General features: G+C 63.0%; 5 protein-coding genes. 1 reads left to right on the plus strand and 4 read right to left on the minus strand.

Features of this window, described 5'->3' with window-relative positions:
• Positions 1-593: GlxA family transcriptional regulator (locus ACEN88_RS28940; protein ID WP_413345251.1), on the plus strand; the 593-nt coding region annotated here is incomplete at its 5' end.
• A 48-nt stretch (positions 594-641) separates the two neighbouring features.
• Here the strand turns inward: ACEN88_RS28940 and ACEN88_RS28945 are convergent.
• The 4 genes from ACEN88_RS28945 to ACEN88_RS28960 all read right to left on the minus strand — a co-directional run.
• On the minus strand, positions 642-1,106 hold the full coding sequence (locus ACEN88_RS28945) for a hypothetical protein (protein WP_156403957.1): 465 nt from the start codon (positions 1,104-1,106) through the stop codon (positions 642-644).
• Positions 1,103-1,594, minus strand: a complete 492-nt coding sequence (locus ACEN88_RS28950) for a BPSL0067 family protein (RefSeq protein WP_413345253.1) — start codon at positions 1,592-1,594, stop codon at positions 1,103-1,105. Before ACEN88_RS28950 ends, ACEN88_RS28945 begins: the two co-directional genes overlap by 4 nt.
• A 12-nt stretch (positions 1,595-1,606) precedes the next feature.
• Positions 1,607-2,098, minus strand: coding sequence for an Hcp family type VI secretion system effector (locus ACEN88_RS28955; protein ID WP_413345255.1), 492 nt, complete (start codon positions 2,096-2,098; stop codon positions 1,607-1,609).
• A gap of 173 nt (positions 2,099-2,271) precedes the next feature.
• The coding region (locus ACEN88_RS28960) for a response regulator (RefSeq protein ID WP_413345257.1) at positions 2,272-2,624 on the minus strand (353 nt) is incomplete at its 5' end.

Raw genomic sequence — 2,624 nt, forward strand, 5'->3', positions numbered from 1 at the left:
CCACGCACTGGGCCCTCGCCGCCGAGCTGGCGCGGCGCCACCCGCGCGTAAAAGTCGATCCGGACGTGCTGTACGTGGACGATGGCGACGTGCTGACGTCGGCCGGCGTGGCGGCCGGCATCGACTGCTGCCTGCACCTGATGCGCCGGCTGTGCGGCGCGGATGCGGCCAACCACGTGGCGCGCATGCTCGTCGTGGCGCCGCACCGGCAAGGGGGCCAGGCCCAGTTCATCGAACGGCCGGTGCCCGTGTCGCCCAGCGACGGCCGCCTGTCCGCGGTGCTGGAGTGGGTGACGCGCCACCTCGGCGAGGAACACGGCATCGACGACCTGGCCCAGCGCGCCGCCATGAGCCGGCGTAACTTCACGCGCCACTTCCGCCAGGCGACGGGCACGTCGTTCAAGCAATGGCTGCTGGCCCAGCGGCTGGCGCACGCGCGCTGGATGCTGGAGACATCCGATGCGGCCGTCGAGGTCGTGGCGCAGGAGGCCGGCTTCGGCTCCGCGCTGTCGCTGCGCCAGCACTTCCGCGCCGCGCTGCAGACGTCACCGGCGGCGTATCGCAAGGCCTTCCGGCGTGGCGCGGACGGCTAGGTGATTTCTGCTGAAACGAACATCGCGCGTTCTCTCGCGGGTATCGCTTCATGGCTGACCTGTACAAGTCGCCGTTACCGTCCATGCACTGGGCTTGCGTGACTTGATTTCCCGGGTTTGCTGCGTACAGTTTACGTCTTCGGGGGCCAGCCGAATAAACCACGACTCTTTTCCGTGGCCCTCCATGTATTGTCCCCATTCGTGCCCGTCGTGGAAACGGCCCTTGATTCGCTTATGCGAGCCGTACTCACAGACGAGCCAATTCGGCTCTGGAGGCTCAGAAAGACCGTAAAGGATGTCGATGCCGTCCTTGGCGGGGCGATCGTCCCCCCTCAACCAGCCGCTTGGATAGATTGTTCCGTCAGTAGGTCTCTCGCCCCACATCATCATTGCGCTAGTGAGCGGAAGTCCCGGCGACTCCTTGCCGGGGTAGGTCGAAGGGCACTTGTAGACGCCAGCATGGGCGGTGGCGGAAGTCGACAGGATGAGTGCTGCAATGAGGTTTCGTTTCATGGGACGAGCACCACGTAGAATTCTTCCGCCCTGTCGCATGGTTGCCTTGGCGATGATGCAGATTGCGCCTTCACCCACCGAGGGCTAGGCCATTTTCCCTCGCCACTGCGCCACTGGTCGAACATCTGGATGCGCAACGCCTTGCCGCCGCTGTACGAGTCCGCTCCCATGAATAAAGCGGCATGGTGTCCATGCACGATGGCGGGAGGGCGAGGATAGTGCCACTTTCCGTCGATGAGCTTGAAATTCGCAATAACGGTCCCCGGCTTGAGCGTCTTTGCGACATCAATGACGCGGTCACCCCGTTGCCATCGTCCAGTCCAGCCAACACTCGTTAATCCTTGCGGCAGAGCTACACATTCGCCGTTTCCGATCCTCAGGTGTTTCAATCCTTCTGTTCCCTGTTCCTTGAACGTCTGCCTCCACTTACCTTCCCACTCCATGACTAGCGCGTTCATGTCGCCAGTGTAGACAACCGGATGCGGCATGGTGGCCTCCCATCAGGCGCAGATTCGATTCGCTGCTGAATCCCAGCCTCCCGCCGTGCTACCACCAGCACCGCCGCCGATCTTCTGCTGAGTGTACGTGCATTTGAACTTGGACGACGCCAAGTGAACCTTTTCCGTGATGATTCCGCCATTTCCGCTAGTCGGGAGGACGCTGGACAGCATCACATTCTCAAGTTCGATTTCGAAGTATTTGACGCGGGAACCGTCGCCGTCGGCCCTGAAGAAATGAAACGTGGCTTTGGGTAGCGTCTTTCCTGCCGCACAGGTTTGGAAGAGGACAGGTGAGGCGATGTCGGCCAGCTTGTCAAACACGACTTCGTGAACCTCAGCCTTGCCGCTGGTGTGTCCACCGGCCGTCGATATGGCCGTGGCTCTCGGCTGAGTTACACCCCACGAAACGTTGTGGACTTCTATCCACTGGCGATGCTTATCGTCCATCGATTCGCCCTTGATGTCCCCGATCTGCAAATAAGCGTCAAGCATGTGTTCCTCCGTTGCGAGTGAAACGGGGATTTTTGCTCTACGGCGCGGCACCGACGTTGGCTGGAGTCAGTGTATTGAAGGAGGCAAATCAACAGTCCTGCCACATCGCAGCTAGAGGGGAAATCTATTAAGGGTGAACGGGTGATTAACGGCTGGCCGGGGTGCGGAGGCACCTACGCACGGCCCGCGCCGAGCCACGCGTGCAGCACGTCCAGGTCGACCGGCTTGGTGAGGTGAAAATCGAACCCGGCCCCGCGCGTGCGTTCGCGGTCGCTCTCCTGCCCCCACCCCGTCAGCGCGACGATGCGCACGCCGGACCAGGCGGGATCGGCGCGGATGCGGCGCGCCACTTCGAGGCCGTCCATGTCCGGCATGCCCAGGTCGAGCAGCACCGTGTGCGGGCGCAGGACCGGCAACGCGGCCAGCGCCGACGGGCCGTCGTACACGGCGCGCGCCTGGGCGCCGTCCGCGTCCAGCAGCATCGCGAGCGTGTCGGCGGCGTCCTGGTTGTCGTCCACGACGAGGA

The organism is Massilia sp. CT11-108 (assembly GCF_047302915.1).
Taxonomy (GTDB): domain Bacteria; phylum Pseudomonadota; class Gammaproteobacteria; order Burkholderiales; family Burkholderiaceae_D; genus Telluria; species Telluria orientalis.

Bases quoted from the DNA above. Each gene is read 5' to 3' on its own strand.
- ACEN88_RS28945 (WP_156403957.1), bottom strand. From the start codon at position 1,106: ATGAAACGAAACCTCATTGCAGCACTCATCCTGTCGACTTCCGCCACC.
- ACEN88_RS28950 (WP_413345253.1), bottom strand. From the start codon at position 1,594: ATGCCGCATCCGGTTGTCTACACTGGCGACATGAACGCGCTAGTCATG.
- ACEN88_RS28955 (WP_413345255.1), bottom strand. From the start codon at position 2,098: ATGCTTGACGCTTATTTGCAGATCGGGGACATCAAGGGCGAATCGATG.